This window comes from Polaromonas sp. P4_F9 (genome assembly GCF_056401235.1).
The window spans coordinates 23,583-43,200 of record NZ_JBFUJT010000025.1; the positions used below are offsets into that span (position 1 = coordinate 23,583).

Sequence of the window (19,618 nt, forward strand, 5' to 3'; positions counted from 1 at the left end):
TCGCGTAGCCCCTTTTTCACAACTTAAGCATTAAAAAGGGCGTGGCTTTGTCGCCGCGCCCCTGTCAACACGACAAACGGAGAATCAAAATGGCAATTACTGCAAGCATGGTCGCTGAACTGCGCGCCAAAACCGACGCTCCCATGATGGAGTGCAAAAAAGCACTGACCGAAGCCGAAGGCAACTTCGAAAAAGCCGAAGAAATCCTGCGCGTCAAGCTGGGCAACAAGGCCGGCAAGGCCGCTTCCCGCGTGACTGCTGAAGGCGTGATCGCCTATCACAGTGAAGGCGGCATTGGTGCGCTGGTCGAGATCAACTGCGAAACCGACTTCGTGACCAAGAATGACAGCTTCCTGGCTTTTACCCAGGCCGTGGCTGAGGGCATCGTCAAGAACAATCCGGCTGATGTGGACGCCATTGGCGCCATGGCCCTGTCGCTCGACGGTTTTGGCCCGACGGTGGAAGACGTGCGCAAGGGCCTGATCGGCAAGATCGGCGAGAACATGAGCGTGCGCCGTTTCAAGCGTTTTGCCGGCAGCAAGCTGGCCTCTTACCTGCACGGCACGCGCATTGGCGTGGTGGTCGAGTTTGACGGTGACGAAACTGCCGCCAAGGACGTTGCCATGCATGTGGCCGCGATGAAGCCGGTGTCCCTGTCCAGCGCGGATGTTCCCGCTGACCTGGTCGCCAAGGAGCGTTCGGTGGCGGCTGCCAAGGCTGCTGAAGACGCGGCCAAGGCCCAGGCCGAAGGCAAGCCGGTTCAGTCCGCTGAAATTGTTGCCAAGCGTATCGATGGCGGCGTGCAGAAGTACCTGAAAGAAGTCAGCCTGTATAACCAGAGCTTTGTCAAGAACGACAAGCAGACGGTTGAGCAGATGCTCAAGGAGCGCGCCACCACGGTCAAGTCCTTCACGCTGTACGTGGTGGGCGAGGGCATCGAGAAAAAGGCGGACGACTTTGCTGCCGAAGTTGCGGCCCAGATAGCTGCAGCCAAAGCGGCCTAAGCAACTCAGCCCTGCCGGAAGGCCGCTAAACTTCAGATCAACCCAATTACGGAGAGCCCTCACATGCCAGCCTACAAGCGGATCTTGTTAAAACTGTCAGGTGAGGCCTTGATGGGGGACGATGCCTTTGGCATCAACCGCGCCACCATCGTGCGCATGGTGGAAGAAATTGCCGAGGTCACCCGCATGGGTGTCCAGGTGGCGGTGGTGATCGGCGGCGGCAACATCTTCCGTGGCGTTGCGGGTGGCTCGGTCGGCATGGATCGGGCGACAGCAGACTACATGGGCATGCTGGCGACCGTGATGAACGCGCTGGCTCTGGGCGACACCATGGACAAGGCGGGCCTGATTGCCCGCGTCATGTCGGCCATTGGCATTGAGCGCGTGGTCGAGCCCTATGTGCGGCCCAAGGCGCTGCAGTACCTGGAAGAAGGCAAGGTCGTCATTTTCGCGGCCGGCACAGGCAACCCTTTCTTTACGACCGACACGGCCGCTGCGCTGCGCGGCGCCGAAATTGGGGCTGAAATCGTCCTGAAGGCGACCAAGGTCGATGGCGTGTATACGGCGGATCCGAAGAAGGATCCACAGGCCACGCGCTACGCCAACATCACTTTCGATGAGGCGATGGGCAAGAACCTCGAAGTCATGGACGCTACAGCGTTTGCCCTGTGCCGCGACCAGAAGCTGCCGATCAAGGTTTTCAGTATTTTCAAGCACGGAGCGCTCAAGCGCGTGGTGCAGGGTGAGGACGAAGGAACCCTGGTTCACGTTTGATCCCGGCTCCCCGGCCATCGGCCGTGTTTTCATACTTCTTGGACTTTTTGCAGATAACAATCCGGAGATTCGACCATGAGCATTGTTGAAGTGAAGCAGAATGCAGAGCAAAAAATGCAGCAGTCRGTGGATTCGTTCAAAAACAGCCTGACGAAAATCCGCACCGGCCGCGCCAACCCTGGCTTGCTGGACACCGTTCATGTGGACTACTACGGCTCCATGGTGCCCATCAGCCAGGTGGCCAATGTGTCCCTGCTGGATGCCCGCACCATCAGCGTTTCGCCGTGGGAAAAAGGCATGGGCGCCAAAATCGAAAAGGCCATCCGCGACTCAGACCTCGGGCTCAACCCTGCGGCGCAGGGCGACCTGATTCGCGTCCCCATGCCGGCCATGACCGAAGAGCGACGCAAGGAGCTCACCAAAGTCGTGAGGGCAGAGGGCGAGCACGCCAAGGTGGCCGTTCGCAACTTGCGCAGGGATGCCAATGAGGGCGTCAAGAAATTGCTCAAGGAAAAACTGGTGTCGGAAGATGACGAGCGCCGCGCGCAGGATGAAATCCAGAAGTTCACCGACCGTTTCATTGCCGAGGTTGACAAACTGGTCGCCGGCAAGGAACAAGACATCATGGCGGTTTGACACCATCGTGTCTGGCCTGAATTGACCATGGCCATCCCCCCTCCCACTGTTCCGCACCACGTGGCCATCGTCATGGATGGCAATGGTCGCTGGGCGACCAAACGGTTTTTGCCGCGTATCGCCGGGCACAAGCAGGGCGTAGATTCGCTGAGCCGTTGTGTCCGCGCCTGCCTGGAGCGCGGCATTGCCGTGCTGACGGTTTTTGCGTTTTCATCGGAAAACTGGAACCGGCCGTTCGAGGAAGTGTCCAGCCTGATGGAACTGCTGGTCCTGTCCTTGTCCCGTGAGGTTCCCAATCTGAACGCCAACGGGGTGCGGCTGCATTTCGTGGGAGACCGCCAGCGGCTCTCGGAAAAAGTTCAGGCTGGGCTGGCCCAGGCCGAACACCTGACTTCGGGCAACCATCGCCTGATTTTCAACGTGTGCTTCAACTATGGCGGGCGCTGGGACATCGCGCAGGCGGCGCAAAAGTTGGCCAGCAGGGGAGAACCGATCACCGAGCTCGCACTGGACCGCGCCATGGCGCTGGCTCATGTGCCCGATCCCGACCTGCTGATTCGCACGGGCGGCGAGTTGCGTATCAGCAATTTTCTGCTGTGGCAGGCTGCGTACTCCGAACTGCATTTTTCGGACAAGCTCTGGCCTGAGTTTGATGAAGCTGCGCTCGACGAAGCGATTGCTGTTTTTCGCACCCGTGAGCGCCGTTTTGGCCAGACTTCGGCGCAGGTCAGCGGGAGCGGCAAAAAAACTACTCCAAAGGCCGCCTGATGCTCAAGCAGCGTGTGATCACGGCAATTGTCCTGCTGGCCATCTTGTTGCCCGCGCTTTTCTACCAGACACCCGTACCTTTTAGCGTTGTGGCACTGGCGCTGATGGCCGCCGGCGCCTGGGAGTGGGGCCGTCTGAATGCGTTGGGGCAGGGCGGCTCGGTGGGGCTTGCGGCGCTGTGTGTGCTGGCCTGCGGGCTATCCTGGTACGGCGGCCTGCTCGATAAACCTTTGCCCCTGCTGTGGGCCGCCGCGGGTGCGGCCTGGGTGCTGGCCGGTGCCTGGCTGTTGCGCAATGGTGTGGCTGGCTGGCCCCGCATTCCGACGGCCGTGCGCCTGGTGGGTGGCTTGCTGGCGCTCTGGCTGGCCTGGCTGGCAGTGGCCCAGGCCCGTGTGATCGGTGTCAATTTTCTGCTGTCGGTGCTGCTGCTGGTTTGGGTAGCCGATATCTTTGCCTATTTTGCGGGGCGCACTTTTGGCGGCAAGTTCAGCAAGGGCAAGCTGGCGCCTTCCATCAGCCCTGGCAAAAGCTGGGAGGGCGTTTGGGGCGGCATGGCGGGTGTGGTGGCCTTGTCGCTGGCCTGGGTGACCTTGGGTGCCTCAGGTGCTGGCGCTGGTCAGACGCTGTATGCCCGCCTGATGGAACGCCATGGCATCATGGTGATGCTGCTGGCGGTGGTTTTTCTGGCGGCCATGAGCGTGGTGGGCGACCTGGTCGAGTCGCTGATCAAGCGCAGTGCGGGCGTGAAGGACTCCAGCGCCTTGCTGCCTGGCCACGGAGGGGTGCTAGACCGTGTCGATGCCCTGTTGCCGACCCTGCCGCTGGCCATGATGTTGGCCACTCTTTAGGCTTGTTGCATGTCTTTCAAAAAGCAGCGTATCACTGTTCTGGGCTCAACCGGCTCCATTGGCGTCAACACGCTTGACGTGATTGCCAGCCATCCGGAGCGCTTCGAGGTGTTTGCGCTCAGCGCGGCAACCCAGACCGACCTGATGCTGGCGCAGTGCATGCAGTTCAGGCCGCAGTATGCCGTCATGGTGAGCGAGCCACATGCCCGCCTGCTGGCTGAAAAGGTCAAGGAAAATCAGCTTCCCGTCCAGGTCTTATGGGCGCCGGATGCGCTGGACATGATTGCGTCTCATGAGCTGGTGGATACTGTGATGGCCGCCATTGTGGGTGCGGCCGGCCTGGCGCCCTGTATGGCCGCCGCCAGGGCGGGCAAGCGCCTCTTGCTGGCCAACAAGGAAGCGCTCGTGGTCGGTGGCGAAGTGTTCATGCAGGCGGTTCACGCGGGCGGCGCGCAGCTGTTGCCGATCGACAGCGAACATTCGGCCATTTTCCAGTCCCTGCCGGAAGATCCGGCCAGCTGGCCGCAACGCGTCGAGAAAATCATCCTGACAGCGTCCGGCGGGCCTTTCCGGACCCGGGAGCCGGGCAGTCTGCGGCATGTGACGCCCGATGAAGCGTGCGCGCACCCGAACTGGGTGATGGGGCGCAAGATATCGGTTGATTCCGCCACCATGATGAACAAGGCCCTGGAGGTCATCGAAGCCAAGTACCTGTTCGGCCTGACACCGCAGCAGATCGAGGTGGTGATCCATCCTCAAAGCATTATTCACTCCATGGTGCAGTACCGCGATACGTCAGTCGTGGCGCAACTGGGAACGCCCGACATGCGGGTGCCGATCGCCTATGGCCTTGCCTGGCCGGACCGCATCACGTCGGGTGCCCGGGCGCTGGATTTCACCACCCTGGCGACCATGACGTTTGAGGTGCCCGACCATGAGCGGTTTCCGGGGCTGCCGCTGGCCTGGGAAGTCCTCAATGCACCGGTGGGCAGCACGGCGGTGCTCAATGCGGCCAATGAGGTGGCGGTGGCTGCGTTCCTGGAGAGGCGGATCCGCTTTGACCGCATCCACCATGTAAATCATGCAACTTTGGATGCCGTGGCGGTCTCAGACGTGAACGATATCGAGGGATTGCTGGCGCTGGACGCGCGGGCGCGCCTTGTTGCCAGTCAAATCATTGAACGTCTGGAGCCATGACATGTTGACGCTGCTTGCCTTTGTGGCCGCTCTTGGCATCCTGATCACCGTGCACGAATACGGTCACTACCGGGTGGCCGTAGCCTGCGGCATCAAGGTGCTGAAATTTTCCATCGGTTTTGGCAAGCCCATTTACACCTGGCGGCTCAAAAACAAGCCCACGGAATTTGCGATAGGCATGCTGCCGCTGGGCGGCTACGTCAAAATGCTCGATGAGCGCGAGGCCCCGGTTGATCCGGCCGAACGCCATCTCGCCTTCAACACTCAGCCCCTGAAGGCCCGCGCGGCTGTCGTGGCCGCCGGTCCTGCTGCCAACCTGCTGCTGGCCGTGCTGATTTACGCCATCGTCAACTGGAGCGGCTTGCAGGAGCCCAAGGCCGTTCTCGCCAGTCCCGTGGCGGGCTCCCTGGCCGAACGGGCCGGGCTGCGCGGTTTCGAGACCGTCCAGCAGGCCGCTTTTGAGGGCGATGAGTTGCAGACGGTCCGCTCTTTTGAGGACCTTCGCTGGCGGCTTACGCAGGGTGCGCTGGACGGACGCGACCTGCAGCTGGTGCTGGGAAACGAGGCGGGCACCTCGTCACGTACTGTCATGCTGGAGCTCAGCAAGCTCGATGCGGCCGAGGCCGATACCCAGCTATTCCGGAAGATCGGCATTCTGGGACCGTGGACGCGCCCTGTGATCGGCCAGGTCATGGACGGCGGCGCGGCGCAAAAAGCCGGTCTGCGGGCGGGTGACGTGGTCCTGCGCGTGGGAGATACCGCCATTGTGGACGGACAGCAGCTGCGCGAGGCCATACGGGGCTCTGCGTGGTCCTCCAGAGGCAACGCCCCGGCAATTGCACCGCAGGACTGGCAAATCCAGCGGGCCGGCCAGACGCTGGTGCTGCAGGTCACCCCCGAGATCAAGCGGGAGGGTGGGGCAGCGGTTGCGCGAATAGGTGCTTATGTGGGGAGTCCCCCCGAATTTGTGACGGTGCGCTATGGGCCGCTCGACGGTTTGTGGCAGGGCGTTGTTCGCACCTGGGAAGTGTCCCTGCTCACGCTCAAGATGATGTGGAAAATGGTGATCGGCGAAGCCTCGCTCAAAAATCTGAGCGGGCCGTTAACCATTGCGGATTACGCCGGCAAGTCGGCCAGCCTGGGCTGGAGCGCCTACCTGCTGTTTCTGGCGCTGATCAGCGTGAGCCTGGGCGTCCTGAATCTGCTGCCGCTGCCGGTTCTGGATGGTGGGCACCTGATGTATTATCTTTGGGAGGGGATTACGGGTCGAGGCGTGTCTGATGCCTGGATGGACCGGCTGCAACGCGGTGGCGTTGCGATCCTGTTGGGCATGATGTGTATTGCCCTTTTTAATGATGTCACCCGGCTATTGGGCTAACACCAAGACCCAGGCCAATTTCATACATTTCATGCAAAAACAATTAAATAAATTCAAAATTCGTGCGGTCTGTGCCATTGCCGCTGGTTTGTTTGCTGTCAATGCCGCCTGGGCCGTTGATCCATTCACGGTTCGTGATATCAGAGTTGAAGGTTTGCAGCGCGTTGAACCTGGAACGATTTTTGCCTCGCTTCCCTTTCGTGTCGGTGAAACCTATAACGACGAAAAAGGCTCCACGGCCATTCGTGCGTTGTTCGGGCTCGGTCTGTTCAAGGATGTGCGGCTCGAAGTCAACGGCGACGTGCTGGTCGTCATTGTTGAAGAGCGTCCTACCGTAGCCGATGTTGACTTCGTCGGCACCAAGGAATTCGACAAGGAAGCGCTTAAAAAGGCGCTTCGCGATGTTGGCATTGCCGATGGCCAGCCTTTCGACAAGGCCCTTGCGGACAAGGCCGAGCAGGAACTCAAGCGCCAGTACATCAACAAGAGTCTGTATGGCGCGGAGGTGGTCACCACGGTGACACCGATCGAACGCAACCGCGTGAACCTGACCTTCAGCGTCGTCGAAGGCGACGTGGCAAAAATCAAGGAAATCCACATCACCGGCAACAAGGCGTTCAGCGAGTCCACCCTGCTGGGCCTGTTTGACCTTGACACCGGCGGCTGGCTCAGCTGGTACACCAAATCCGACCGTTATTCCCGGGCCAAGCTCAATGCGGATATTGAAACACTGCGCTCCTACTATCTGTCGCGCGGTTACCTTGAGTTCAAGGTCGATTCAACCCAGGTGGCGATCTCTCCAGACAAGCAAAGCATCGCAGTTACCGTCAACATCACCGAGGGTGAACGCTTTGTGGTCTCCAGCGTGAAGCTCGAGGGCGATTACCTGGGCAAGGAAGAAGAATTCAAATCCCTGGTCACCATCAAGCCGGCAGAAGCCTACAACGCCGATGCCGTGGCCGAGACCAAGAAGGCCTTTATCGACTATTTCGGGACGTTCGGATTTGCCTTTGCCAGGGTTGAAGCCGTGCCTGAAATTGACCGGGTCAATAATCGCGTGGCTTTCGTGCTGCAGGCGGAACCGTCCCGCCGGGCCTATGTGCGGCGCGTGAATGTGTCGGGCAACAACCGCACGCGCGATGAGGTGGTGCGCAGGGAGTTTCGCCAGTTTGAGTCTTCCTGGTATGACGGTGACAAAATCCGCCTGTCGCGTGATCGCGTTGACCGCCTGGGCTTTTTCAATGAGGTGAATATCGATACCCAGGAAGTGACGGGTACGGCCGACCAGGTTGATGTCAATGTTTCCGTGGTTGAAAAACCCACCGGCAACCTGCAGCTTGGCGCGGGCTATTCAAGTGCCGACAGCGTTTCCCTGCTGTTCGGCATCAAGCAGGAAAACGTTTTTGGCTCGGGCAACTACCTGGGTATTGAAGTCAATACCAGCAAGTCAAATCGTCAGATGGTCCTGAGCACCATCGACCCGTATTTCACGGCCGATGGCATCTCCCGCACCATTGACGTGTATGACCGCACGTCCAAGCCGCTGTCTGGCCAGGGCGGTGACTACAGCCTGAAGACGAGGGGCGCAAGCATCCGTTTCGGCGTTCCCTTCACCGAGAACGACACGGTTTATTTCGGCAGTGGTTTCGAGGCCCTGACGATCGTGCCGGGAACCAACCTTCCCGTGAGCTACCAGACCTATGCCAATCAGTTCGGCTTCAAGAGCAACTCCATTCCCCTGACGGTCGGCTGGTCGCGTGACAACCGGGACAGCGCTCTGGTGCCCACTTCGGGCCGGTTCCAGCGTTTGTATGGGGATTGGGGTGTTGCGGGCGATATCAAGTTTGCGCGCGCCAATTACCAGGTTCAGCAGTACATTCCGCTGAACAAGCAGTTCACGGTCGCGCTGAACGGCGAGGTGGGCTGGGGCAAAGGCCTCAGCGGACAGCCTTACCCGCTTTTCAAGAACTACTACTCGGGTGGCTTGGGATCGGTGCGCGGGTTTGAGCAGAGTTCCCTGGGTCCCCGTGATGCCTCGGATCTGGCGACAGGCGGTCCGAAGAAACTGACGCTCAATGCCGAGCTTATCGCGCCATTCCCGGGCGCCGGAAACGACCGCACGCTGCGTCTTTACGGTTTTGTCGATGCGGGCAACGTATTCGGCGAAAAAGAGAGCTATCGCGTCAATGACCTGAGGGCTTCTGCCGGCATCGGCATCAGCTGGATTTCTCCGGTGGGCCCCCTGCGAATTGCCTATGCCATGCCAATACGCAAGATGACAGGCGATAGAATAGAACGGTTGCAATTCCAAATTGGTACATCTTTCTAATGAAGCATTTTTCAACCAAAATTTTCCTGGGCTGCGTCATCGCATTGGCGGGGTTTTCCGCCAGTGCGCAGGAGTTCAAGGTTGGGGTTGTCAATCTGGACAGGATTTTCCGCGAGGCCAATTCCGCCAAGGCCGCCCAGACCAAACTGGAGCAGGAGTTCAGCAAGCGCGAGAAAGAACTGAACGACAGCGCCACGCAGCTGAAAACCCTGTCGGACAAGTTTGAACGTGAGGCGCCCACGCTGGCCGAGAGCCAGCGCAACACCCGTCAAAAGCAACTGGTCGACCAGGACAGGGATTTTCAGCGCAAGCGCCGCGAGTTCCAGGAAGACCTGAACGCCCGCAAGAACGAAGAACTGCAGCTGGTGATCGAGCGTGCCAACAAGGTGGTCAAAACACTGGCTGAAACCGAAAAGTACGACCTGATCCTTCAGGAGTCGGTGTACGTCAATCCAAAGCACGATATCACCGACAAGGTGATCAAGGCGCTGAACGCTTCCCGTTAACTGCGGGGTGTGTTCACCACCAGCATCGTTGTGAAAATGGCAGGCGCAGTGTGACGCTCCGTCTTGCCGATATTGTTCAGTCGCTGGCCGCAACGGCGCCTGCCGAGCTGATTGGCAGTCCTGATGTGGAGATCGAGAAGCTCTCCACGCTGGACGCCGCCGGCCCCCGCGACCTGAGCTTTCTCAGCCACCCTAAATATGTCGCCAAACTCGCGCAGTCGGCTGCCGCCTGCGTGGTGGTGGCTCCCGCTGCCCGGGAGGCCGCGATCCGTCGTGGCGCCTGCATCGTGGTGGACAATCCTTACCATTACTTTGCCCTGATCACCCAGCTCTGGAAGCGCCGGCACGGGTCGCAGGCCGCACCGCACATTCATCCCAGCGCGTTTATTGATCCTGCGGCCACGCTGGCGCCGGGTGTTTCTGTGGGGGCGTTTGCCTGCATTGCTGCCGGTGCCGTGATTGGTGTGGGCGCGCGCATAGCGGAGCATTGCGTCATTGGGCAGCATGTGCATATTGGCGCTGAAAGCCGGCTGTCGGCCCGCGTGACAGTGGCAGATGGCTGCCACATTGGCGAGCGTTGCATCGTGCATCCCGGCGCGGTGATCGGTGCTGATGGTTTTGGCTTCGCACCGCATGATGGTCAATGGATCAAGATCGAGCAGCTTGGTGCGGTGAAGATCGGCAATGATGTGGAGATCGGCGCCAACACCTGTATTGATCGGGGAGCCTTGCAAGATACGGTGCTGGAAGACGGCGTCAAGCTTGATAACCTGGTGCAGATTGGCCATAACGTGCGGATCGGCAAGCACACCGCCATGGCCGGTTGTGCCGGTGTGGCGGGCAGTGCCACCATCGGCGCGCATTGCACGGTAGGCGGAGGCGCCATTGTGCTGGGCCACCTGAGCCTGGCTGATCACGTGCATATTTCGGCAGCGTCTGTCGTGACGCGCTCCATTTTGAAGCCCGGCCATTACACCGGCCTCTTTCCTATCGACGACAATACCGCGTGGGAAAAAAATGCTGCCACGCTCAAGCAGCTTCACGTCTTGCGGGAAAGACTCAAACAGGCAGAAAAATCGCTGTCGAACATTCAAGAAAAATCATGATGGATATTCACCAAATTCTCAAGCAGCTGCCGCACCGTTACCCCATTTTGCTGGTCGACCGCGTGCTCGAAATCGAAAAGGGAAAGAGAATCAAGGCCCTCAAGAACGTCACGATGAACGAGCCGTTTTTCATGGGGCACTTCCCTCACCACCCCGTGATGCCGGGTGTGCTGATGCTTGAAGCCATGGCACAGGCCGCTGCCCTGCTGGCGTTCGAAACCCTGGGCGTGACACCGGATGACAAGACGGTGTACTACTTTGCCGGGATTGATGGCGCGCGCTTCAAGCGGCCGGTCGAGCCCGGTGACCAGCTCATCATGGATGTGACGCTGGACCGCATGAAGGCCGGCATCTTCAAATTCAAGGGTGTGACGCGCGTGGGTGAGGCCATCGCCTGCGAGGCCGAGTTGATGTGCACCATGCGCACCATTGCCTGAAGGTGGCTTGAAAGACATGACCGCGCCAGTTCCCGCGCCGGGCATTCATGCCACGGCCCTTGTCGATCCACTGGCCCAGCTGGACAGCTCGGTCAGTGTCGGCCCTTACACGGTCATCGGTCCCCATGTCAGGGTGGGGGCAGGCACCACCATCGGGGCTCACTGCGTGATCGAAGGCCACACGACGATAGGCCGCGACAACCGGATTTTCCAGTTCAACTCACTTGGCGCGATTCCGCAGGACAAAAAGTACGCGGGCGAACCTTGCGAACTGGTCATTGGCGACCGTAACACCATCCGTGAATTCTGTACTTTCAATATCGGCTCGCCGGGTGACAGCGGTGTGACGCGCGTCGGCGACGACAACTGGATCATGGCTTATGTGCACCTGGCGCATGACTGTGTGGTGGGTAACCACACCATCTTCGCCAACAACTCCCAGCTGGCCGGTCACGTGCACGTGGGTGATTGGGTCATTCTGGGCGGTTTTACCGTGGCGCATCAATTTGTCCGGCTGGGCGCCCACAGCATGACGGCCATGTGTTCGCTGCTGTTTGCCGATTTGCCGCCATTCGTGATGGCGCAAGGCCAGCCCGCGCAGGCGCGGTCGATGAATTTTGAGGGCCTGCGGCGCCGCGGCTTTTCTGCCGGACGCCTTTCGGCCGTCAAGGCCATGCACAAAGCGCTATACCGGGATGACCTGACGCTGGATCTGGCCCGCGCCCGGATCGGTGAGTTGGCCGACAAGCACCCCGAAGCAGCTTCCGATGTCCAGATGATGCTGTCATTCCTGGCGCAAACTTCGCCGCAGCGCGGCATTGTCCGGTAGGCCGGCCTCCATGAGCACGGCACCCAGGATTGCCATGGTTGCCGGAGAAACTTCCGGTGATTTGCTGGCGGGCTTGCTGCTGGACGGCCTGCGTGCGCGTTGGCCTGGCCTGCAGGCCAGCGGCATTGGCGGGCCGCAAATGGCCGGGCGCGGCTTTCAGGCCTGGTGGCCGCACCACAAGCTGGCCGTGCGCGGCTATGTGGAGGTGCTGCGTCATTACCGTGAGATCGTCGGCATACGCGATCAGCTGAAACAGCGCCTGCTGGATCAGCGCCCTGATATTTTCATCGGCGTGGATGCCCCCGACTTCAATCTTGACCTGGAGGCCACGTTGAAGGCCCAAGGCATCAAGACCGTTCATTTTGTCAGCCCCTCCGTCTGGGCCTGGCGTGCGGACCGTGTCGAGAAGATACGGCGCAGCGTGGACCACGTGCTGTGCATTTTTCCGTTTGAACCGGCCTTGCTGGCTTCCCATGGCATCGCGGCAACGTATGTCGGCCATCCGCTGGCCAGCGTGATTCCCCTGCAGCCGGACCGACCCGCCGCGAGGCGCAAGCTGGGCCTGCAGGATGACGACGTGGTCATCGCCATCTTGCCGGGCAGCCGCAAGTCCGAGATCCAGTATCTGGCCGAAAGGTTTTTCAGGGCTGCAGCCTTGGTGAAGCGAGCGCAACCAGCCATCAAATTCATAGTGCCCGCCGTCCCCTTGCTGAAATCGTTGATCGAGCGGCTGGCCGATGCGGCCGGCATGCGGGCCACCCTGCAAATCATCGAAGGCCAGTCGCACACCGTGCTCGCCGCTTGCGATGTGACCTTGATTGCCAGCGGTACCGCCACATTGGAAGCGGCTTTGTTCAAGCGCCCCATGGTGATTGCCTACAACATGAACTGGCTGTCGTGGCAGATCATGCGGCGTAAAAAGCTGCAGCCCTGGGTCGGCCTGCCCAATATCCTGTGCCAGGATTTCGTGGTGCCCGAGCTGCTGCAGGAGGCGGCGACGCCCGAAGCGCTGGCCGCCGAGCTGCTGCAGTGGGTGGATGCAAAATTAACGGCTCCTGACAAAATAGCGGCTGTCGAACAACGATTCATGGCGCTGCATGCCGAGCTGCAGCGCGATACTTCCCAATTAGCGACCGATGCGATCCAGCAAATTCTTGAAAGCTGAACAAACACCCCTGTCCTGGGACACTCCCGGCCTCGTGGCCGGTGTGGACGAGGCCGGACGGGGCCCGCTGATGGGCCCGGTGGTGGCTGCGGCTGTCATCCTTGACGAACTCAATCCCATCAAGGGCCTGGCCGACTCCAAAAAACTCACGCCGCAACGGCGCGACGAGCTGTACGACCAAATCCGCGCCAAAGCGCTGTGCTGCTCCATTGCGCTGGCCACCGCTGAGGAAATAGACCGCCTGAACATCCTGCAGGCCACCATGCTGGCGATGAAACGTGCAGTGGAGAGCCTGCGCCTCAAGCCCAACAAGGTGCTGGTCGACGGCAATCGCCTGCCCACGCTGGTCATCCTGTCGGAGGCCGTGATCGGAGGCGACGCCATTGTGCCGGCCATCTCGGCTGCGTCCATTCTGGCCAAGGTCTACCGTGACCGCTGGTGCGCCGAGTTTCACCTCGAATACCCGCAGTATGGCTTTGCTGCCCACAAAGGGTATTGCACAGCTGAGCATCTGGCGGCGCTGCGCGAGCATGGCGCCTGTCCCCAGCACCGCCGGTCTTTTGCGCCGGTAGCCGAGGTATTGCGGTGAGTGCTGGTCCCGGCGCTGTCACGCACATCACGTCACGCGACAACACGCTCATCAAGGAATTGCGCAAGCTGTCGCAGGACAGCACGGCTTACCGCAAGCAGGGCCGCGTCTGGCTGGAGGGCGACCATTTGTGCCGTGCCGCGCTCATACGCGGGCAGAAGCCATCGATTGCGATTTTTTCGGAGTCTTTTTGGTCATCAGTTCCTGCCGAATGGTCGCGGGCAGCTATCAAAAACATAGTAATTCCGGATGCGTTGCTGCACGAAATCAGCGGGCTGGAATCGCCCGCACCCATGGGTTTCGTGCTGGACCTGGCGGTGGCCGGCGGCCTGGAGCCGGGCGCAGCCTCCGTGATCCTGGACCGGGTGCAGGATGCCGGCAATGTCGGCTCCATCCTGCGCAGCGCGGCGGCTTTCGGTTTTGGCCAGATCATCGCCCTGAAGGGCACGGCAGCCCTGTGGTCACCTAAAGTGCTGCGGGCCGGCATGGGTGCTCACTTTACCCTCCACTTGGTGGAGGGTGTGGAGCCTGACGCCCTGGCGGCGCTGAGCGTTCCCATTGTGGTCACCAGTTCCCACCTGGGCAGCTTCCTGCACCAGCAGAAACTACCCCAGCCTTGCGCCTGGGCCATGGGCCACGAAGGGCAGGGCGTGAGCGACGACCTGATGGCCCGATCGGTCCTCAAGGTGCGCATAGACCAGCCCGGCGGCGAAGAATCGCTGAATGTGGCCGCCGCCGCCGCCATTTGCCTGTACGCGAGCGCCACGGCCCGCCGCTGAGCGGAGGCCCTAGGACATTCACCCTTCCGGGGGCCAAAGAGCTGCTGTCAGTCGCTAAACTGGGAGGCCACGTTCACCTCCTCAGGCTATAATCAGTGGCTTTTCAAATCACAGCTTCGCCCGAGCGCATACCAAGCCAACACCCTCACAAAAGCAGCCCGCAAGAGTCTTAAGAGACGTTTCTTGTGCATGCTTGGGCGAACCGTAACCAACCCGGAGAACCCAGTGCTTTTGTCTCTACAGGGAATATCAGGAAAACCCCCTCACGCCATCCTGGCGCTCGCAGACGGCACGGTCTTTATCGGCAATTCGATCGGAGCGCCAGGCTCCACGATCGGCGAGGTGGTGTTCAACACCGCCATGACCGGCTACCAGGAAATCCTCACGGATCCGAGCTACTGCCAGCAGATCGTTACCCTTACCTATCCGCATATCGGCAACTATGGCATCAATGCCGAAGACATCGAGGCGGAAAAAGTCCATGCCGCCGGCCTGATCATCAAGGACCTGCCGCTGCTGGCCTCCAATTTCCGCATGTCCATGACCTTGTCACAGTACCTGGTCAAGGAGGGCACGGTGGCCATCGCCGGCATCGACACCCGCCAGCTTACGCGCCTGCTGCGCACCAATGGCGCACAAAACGGGTGCATTCTGGCACTACCTGAAGGTGAGGAGGTCAGCCAGCCCGCCATCGAAAAGGCCGTGGCAGCCGCGCGCGGCGCGCCCAGCATGGCCGGCCTGGACCTCGCCAAGGTCGTGTCCGTCAAGCAGACCTACGAGTGGACGCAAACCGAGTGGAAACTGGTGAACCTGGAAGGCAAGCCGGGGTACGGTGTGCAGATCACGCCCAAATTCCACGTGGTGGCCTTTGACTTTGGCGTCAAGAAAAACATTCTGCGCATGATGGCCGAGCGCGGTGCGCGCATCACGGTGGTACCGGCACAAACACCTGCCGCCGACGTGCTCAAGCTCAAGCCCGATGGCATTTTCCTGGCCAACGGCCCGGGTGATCCGGAACCTTGCGACTACGCCATTGCCGCCGTGCGTGAATTGATCGAAACCGGCATCCCGACCTTCGGTATTTGCCTGGGCCACCAGATCATGGCGCTGGCCAGCGGCGCCAAAACCTTCAAGATGAAATTTGGCCATCATGGCGCCAACCATCCGGTCAAGGACCTCGACAACGGCCGTGTCAGTATCACCAGCCAGAACCACGGTTTTGCAGTGGACGAGAAGAGCCTGCCCGCCAACCTGCGGCCCACGCACATCAGCCTGTTTGATGGCACGCTGCAGGGCCTGGCCCGCACCGACAAGCCGGCGTTCTGCTTCCAGGGACATCCTGAGGCATCACCCGGTCCGCATGACATTTCGTATTTGTTTGACCATTTCACCGCGCTGATGGAACAGGCAGGGGAGAAGAAAAATGCCTAAGCGCACAGACCTCAAATCGATCCTCATCATTGGCGCCGGCCCCATCATCATTGGCCAGGCCTGCGAGTTTGACTATTCCGGCGTGCAGGCCTGCAAGGCCTTGCGCGAAGAAGGCTACAAGGTCATCCTGATCAACAGCAATCCGGCCACGATCATGACCGACCCGGCCACGGCCGACGTGACTTACATTGAACCCATCACCTGGCAGACGGTTGAAAAGATCATCGCCAAAGAGCGTCCCGACGCGATCCTGCCAACGATGGGTGGCCAGACTGCACTTAATTGTGCGCTGGACTTGTGGCACCACGGGGTGCTTGAAAAGTACAAGGTTGAGCTTATTGGTGCCAAGCCCGAAGCCATCGACAAGGCTGAAGATCGCCTGAAGTTCAAGGAAGCGATGACCAAGATCGGTCTCGGTTCAGCCCGCTCCGGCATTGCGCACAGCATGGATGAAGCCTGGGCGGTGCAAAAGACCGTGGGCTTCCCGACGGTGATCCGCCCCAGCTTCACGCTGGGCGGCACCGGCGGCGGCATTGCCTACAACCCGGAAGAGTTTGAAGTCATCTGCAAGCGTGGCCTGGAGGCCTCGCCGACCAACGAGCTGCTGATTGAAGAGTCGCTGCTGGGCTGGAAAGAGTACGAGATGGAAGTGGTGCGCGACACCGCGGACAACTGCATCATCGTCTGCTCGATTGAAAACCTGGACCCCATGGGCGTGCACACCGGCGACTCCATCACGGTCGCGCCAGCCCAGACGCTGACCGACAAGGAATACCAGATCCTGCGCAATGCCTCGCTGGCTGTGCTGCGCGAGATCGGGGTGGACACCGGCGGCTCCAACGTGCAGTTCTCGATCAACCCGGTCGATGGCCGCATGGTGGTGATCGAGATGAACCCGCGCGTTTCACGCTCCTCGGCCCTGGCTTCCAAAGCCACGGGTTTCCCGATTGCCAAGGTTGCGGCCAAGCTGGCCGTGGGCTACACGCTGGACGAACTGCGCAACGAAATCACGGGCGGCGCCACCCCCGCGAGCTTTGAGCCCAGCATCGACTACGTGGTCACCAAGATCCCGCGATTTGCCTTTGAGAAATTTCCGACTGCCGATTCGCGCCTGACCACGCAGATGAAATCCGTCGGCGAGGTCATGGCCATGGGTCGGACCTTCCAGGAGTCCTTCCAGAAGGCCCTGCGCGGACTGGAAGTCGGCGTGGACGGCATGAACGAGAAGACCCAGGACCGCGAAGTGCTTGAGAAAGAGCTCGGTGCGCCGGGACCTGACCGCATCTGGTATGTGGGCGATGCCTTTGCGCAGGGCATGAGCGTGGACGAAGTGTTTGCACTGACCAAGATTGATCCGTGGTTCCTGGTGCAGATCGAGCAGATCGTCAAGATCGAGTTGGAGCTTGAAACCACCTCGCTTGACAAAATTGACGCTGTCACGCTGCGGGCGCTCAAGCAAAAGGGCTTTTCCGACCGGCGCCTTGCCAAGCAGCTCAAGACCACCGACACCGCCATCCGCGAAAAACGCCGCGAGCTCGGCGTGCGGCCGGTCTACAAGCGCGTGGATACCTGCGCCGCCGAGTTCTCCACCAACACGGCCTATATGTACTCGACCTACGAGGCCGAGGGCAGCGAGTGCGAAGCCGCGCCAACCGATAAAAAGAAAATCATGGTGCTGGGCGGCGGGCCCAACCGTATCGGGCAGGGTATCGAGTTTGACTACTGCTGTGTGCACGCGGCCCTGGCCATGCGCGAGGACGGCTACGAGACCATCATGGTCAACTGCAACCCCGAGACGGTGTCCACCGATTACGACACATCCGACCGCCTCTACTTCGAGCCCCTGACGCTGGAAGACGTGCTGGAAATTGTCGACAAGGAAAAACCGCTGGGTGTGATCGTCCAGTACGGTGGCCAGACGCCCCTGAAGCTGGCGCTCGACCTTGAAGCCAACGGCGTACCGATCATCGGTACCTCGCCCGACATGATTGACGCGGCGGAGGACCGTGAGCGCTTCCAGAAGCTGCTGCATGAACTCAAGCTGCGCCAGCCGCCGAATGCCACCGCACGTACCGAACCCGAGGCGCTGGAAAAGGCCGCTGCCCTGGGTTACCCGCTCGTGGTGCGCCCCAGCTATGTGCTGGGCGGCCGCGCTATGGAGATCGTGCACGAGCAGCGCGACCTGGAGCGCTACATGCGCGAAGCCGTCAAGGTCAGCCATGACTCGCCGGTGCTGCTGGACCGATTCCTCAACGATGCCATTGAATGCGATGTGGACTGCCTGCGCGACAGCGGGGAAAACGGTTCGCCAGGCCGCACCTTCATTGGCGGCGTGATGGAGCATATCGAACAGGCCGGCGTGCACAGCGGTGACTCGGCCTGCTCCTTGCCGCCTTATTCATTGCGAGCCGAGACGGTGGCCGAGATCAAGCGCCAGACCGCCGCCATGGCCCAGGCCCTGAACGTCGTCGGCCTGATGAACGTGCAGTTCGCCATCCAGAACATCGACGGCAAGGATGTGATCTACGTGCTGGAGGTCAACCCCCGCGCGTCGCGCACCGTGCCGTTCGTCAGCAAGGCCACCGGCATCCAGCTGGCCAAGGTGGCTGCGCGCTGCATGGTCGGCCAGTCGCTGGCGTCGCAGGGCATCAGCAACGAGGTCACGCCGCCTTATTTCAGCGTGAAAGAGGCTGTCTTTCCCTTTGTTAAATTCCCCGGTGTGGACACCATTCTTGGCCCCGAGATGAAGTCCACCGGTGAGGTGATGGGTGTCGGCAAGACCTTTGGCGAGGCCTTTGTGAAGTCGCAGCTCGGCGCGGGCACCAAACTGCCAACGTCCGGCAAGGTCTTCCTGACGGTCAAGAACAACGACAAACCGCGTGCGGTGGAGGTGGCGCGAGCTCTCGCGGCACTGAAGTTCGAGCTGGTGGCCACCAAGGGAACGGCCGCCGCCATCCAGGCGGCAGGTATTGCCTGCACGGTGGTCAACAAGGTTGCCGAAGGCCGGCCGCACGTGGTGGACATGATCAAGAACGACGAGATCGCGCTGGTCATCAACACCGTGGAGGAGCGGCGCAATGCGATTGCCGACTCGCGGCAGATCCGCACCTCGGCGCTGCTGGCCCGTGTGACTACCTACACCACCATTGCCGGCGCGGAAGCGGCTGTGGAAGGCATGAAATACCTGGACAACCTGAACGTGTATTCAGTGCAGGAACTCCACGCGCAACTAGGCTAATTACCGGCTGGCTTGCGCAGGTTTTGCATTAAACTTGGATTTGAATAAACACTCCGCCGCCAGGTGACTGGTGGCGGTTTCGCTTTTGCTGGAGCAAAAACATGGCAACCATACCAATCACCAAGCGTGGTGCAGAAAGTCTCAAAGCCGAGCTGCACAGGCTCAAAACCGTTGACCGCCCCTGGGTCATCAATTCGATTTCCGAGGCGCGTGCCCAGGGAGACCTGAGTGAGAACGCCGAGTACGACGCGGCAAAAGACCGCCAGGGTTTTATTGAAGGGCGCATCCAGGAAATCGAAGGCAAGCTGTCGGCGGCCCAGATCATCGACCCAGCGGAACTTGACGCGGGCGGCAGGGTGGTGTTCGGTTCCACGATTGAGCTGCAGGACGAGGATTCGGGCGACACCGTGACCTACCAGATCGTGGGCGAAGACGAGGCCGATATCAAGCATGGCCGCGTCAACATCAGCTCACCGATTGCACGCGCCTTGATTGGCAAGGACGAGGGCGACACGGCTGAAGTGCAGGCGCCGGGCGGTGTGAGGCGCTATGAAATCGTGGCGGTCATGTACATATGAGCCCCCACGGTCGCTCACTGCGTGTA

General features: G+C 60.6%; 18 protein-coding genes. All 18 read left to right on the plus strand.

Annotation, left to right across the window (positions count from 1 at the left end; translation table 11 throughout):
• Window positions 1-89 precede the first annotated feature (89 nt).
• Window positions 90-1,004, plus strand: a complete 915-nt coding sequence (tsf, locus tag AC1DUB_RS20025; protein WP_477718033.1) for a translation elongation factor Ts — start codon at window positions 90-92, stop codon at window positions 1,002-1,004.
• Between the two features lie 63 nt (window positions 1,005-1,067).
• Window positions 1,068-1,778 carry a UMP kinase gene (pyrH, locus tag AC1DUB_RS20030; RefSeq protein ID WP_477730966.1) on the plus strand — a complete coding sequence of 237 codons (711 nt, stop codon included), beginning with the start codon at window positions 1,068-1,070 and terminating at the stop codon, window positions 1,776-1,778.
• Between the two features lie 75 nt (window positions 1,779-1,853).
• Window positions 1,854-2,414 (plus strand): ribosome recycling factor, encoded by a 561-nt coding sequence (frr, locus tag AC1DUB_RS20035; protein WP_011483606.1) that lies wholly within the window; start codon window positions 1,854-1,856, stop codon window positions 2,412-2,414.
• A 27-nt stretch (window positions 2,415-2,441) separates the two neighbouring features.
• Window positions 2,442-3,182, plus strand: a complete 741-nt coding sequence (gene uppS, locus AC1DUB_RS20040; protein WP_477718035.1) for a polyprenyl diphosphate synthase — start codon at window positions 2,442-2,444, stop codon at window positions 3,180-3,182.
• Window positions 3,182-4,030 carry a phosphatidate cytidylyltransferase gene (locus AC1DUB_RS20045; protein WP_477730967.1) on the plus strand — a complete coding sequence of 283 codons (849 nt, stop codon included), beginning with the start codon at window positions 3,182-3,184 and terminating at the stop codon, window positions 4,028-4,030. Before uppS ends, AC1DUB_RS20045 begins: the two co-directional genes overlap by 1 nt.
• A 9-nt stretch (window positions 4,031-4,039) precedes the next feature.
• Complete coding sequence (gene ispC, locus AC1DUB_RS20050; protein ID WP_477730968.1) at window positions 4,040-5,227, plus strand: 1-deoxy-D-xylulose-5-phosphate reductoisomerase; 1,188 nt, start codon at window positions 4,040-4,042, stop codon at window positions 5,225-5,227.
• A 1-nt stretch (window position 5,228) separates the two neighbouring features.
• The gene (rseP, locus tag AC1DUB_RS20055) at window positions 5,229-6,605 is read left to right on the plus strand and encodes an RIP metalloprotease RseP (protein WP_477730969.1); all 1,377 of its coding nucleotides are present in this window, start codon (window positions 5,229-5,231) and stop codon (window positions 6,603-6,605) included.
• A 31-nt stretch (window positions 6,606-6,636) separates the two neighbouring features.
• Entirely contained in the window at window positions 6,637-8,934 is a 2,298-nt protein-coding gene (gene bamA / locus AC1DUB_RS20060) for an outer membrane protein assembly factor BamA (RefSeq protein WP_477730970.1), read from the plus strand.
• Window positions 8,934-9,440 carry an OmpH/Skp family outer membrane protein gene (locus tag AC1DUB_RS20065; RefSeq protein ID WP_477730971.1) on the plus strand — a complete coding sequence of 169 codons (507 nt, stop codon included), beginning with the start codon at window positions 8,934-8,936 and terminating at the stop codon, window positions 9,438-9,440. Before bamA ends, AC1DUB_RS20065 begins: the two co-directional genes overlap by 1 nt.
• Window positions 9,441-9,490: 50 nt before the next feature.
• The gene (gene lpxD / locus AC1DUB_RS20070) at window positions 9,491-10,546 is read left to right on the plus strand and encodes a UDP-3-O-(3-hydroxymyristoyl)glucosamine N-acyltransferase (protein WP_477730972.1); all 1,056 of its coding nucleotides are present in this window, start codon (window positions 9,491-9,493) and stop codon (window positions 10,544-10,546) included.
• On the plus strand, window positions 10,543-10,983 hold the full coding sequence (gene fabZ, locus AC1DUB_RS20075) for a 3-hydroxyacyl-ACP dehydratase FabZ (RefSeq protein ID WP_477718042.1): 441 nt from the start codon (window positions 10,543-10,545) through the stop codon (window positions 10,981-10,983). The genes lpxD and fabZ overlap by 4 nt, the downstream gene beginning before the upstream one ends.
• 16 nt (window positions 10,984-10,999) lie before the next feature.
• On the plus strand, window positions 11,000-11,812 hold the full coding sequence (gene lpxA, locus AC1DUB_RS20080) for an acyl-ACP--UDP-N-acetylglucosamine O-acyltransferase (protein ID WP_477731020.1): 813 nt from the start codon (window positions 11,000-11,002) through the stop codon (window positions 11,810-11,812).
• 10 nt (window positions 11,813-11,822) lie between these two features.
• Window positions 11,823-12,977 (plus strand): lipid-A-disaccharide synthase, encoded by a 1,155-nt coding sequence (lpxB, locus tag AC1DUB_RS20085; RefSeq protein WP_477730973.1) that lies wholly within the window; start codon window positions 11,823-11,825, stop codon window positions 12,975-12,977.
• On the plus strand, window positions 12,949-13,566 hold the full coding sequence (gene rnhB / locus AC1DUB_RS20090) for a ribonuclease HII (protein ID WP_477730974.1): 618 nt from the start codon (window positions 12,949-12,951) through the stop codon (window positions 13,564-13,566). The genes lpxB and rnhB overlap by 29 nt, the downstream gene beginning before the upstream one ends.
• Window positions 13,563-14,345 (plus strand): TrmH family RNA methyltransferase, encoded by a 783-nt coding sequence (locus tag AC1DUB_RS20095; RefSeq protein WP_477730975.1) that lies wholly within the window; start codon window positions 13,563-13,565, stop codon window positions 14,343-14,345. The genes rnhB and AC1DUB_RS20095 overlap by 4 nt, the downstream gene beginning before the upstream one ends.
• A 225-nt stretch (window positions 14,346-14,570) precedes the next feature.
• Entirely contained in the window at window positions 14,571-15,776 is a 1,206-nt protein-coding gene (gene carA / locus AC1DUB_RS20100) for a glutamine-hydrolyzing carbamoyl-phosphate synthase small subunit (RefSeq protein ID WP_477730976.1), read from the plus strand.
• Complete coding sequence (carB, locus tag AC1DUB_RS20105) at window positions 15,769-19,014, plus strand: carbamoyl-phosphate synthase large subunit (protein ID WP_477718048.1); 3,246 nt, start codon at window positions 15,769-15,771, stop codon at window positions 19,012-19,014. The genes carA and carB overlap by 8 nt, the downstream gene beginning before the upstream one ends.
• 101 nt (window positions 19,015-19,115) lie before the next feature.
• On the plus strand, window positions 19,116-19,592 hold the full coding sequence (gene greA / locus AC1DUB_RS20110) for a transcription elongation factor GreA (RefSeq protein ID WP_477718049.1): 477 nt from the start codon (window positions 19,116-19,118) through the stop codon (window positions 19,590-19,592).
• The last annotated feature ends 26 nt before the right edge of the window (window positions 19,593-19,618 follow it).